Here is a 215-nt window from a genome sequence, read left to right as displayed (position 1 = left end):
CAGTTAGGGGCTGGCCAAACGCTGACCGATAGCTTTACTGCGACCTCGGCCGATGGCAGTGCCAGTCAAACGGTCACGGTCACTATCCAGGGCACCAATGATGTCCCGGTGATTGCCGGGGTGTCTACCGGGACAGTGACCGAAGATACAGCACTGACGAGTGGTAATTTAACCAAGAGCGGTACCTTGACTATTGCTGATGTCGATGCCGGCCA

General features: G+C 56.3%; 1 protein-coding gene. It reads left to right on the top strand.

The window, feature by feature from the left end:
- Positions 1-215, top strand: a 215-nt coding sequence (locus ACN4Z1_RS16110) for a VCBS domain-containing protein (RefSeq protein ID WP_419413507.1), incomplete at both ends; no start/stop codon positions are given.

Origin of the sequence: Legionella sp. ST3F1 (assembly GCF_048553315.1) — a bacterium.
Lineage (GTDB): Bacteria > Pseudomonadota > Gammaproteobacteria > Legionellales > Legionellaceae > Tatlockia > Tatlockia donaldsonii.
Note: the sequence above shows the minus strand (reverse complement) of the source record. Positions and strands in the feature narration are given on the sequence as shown.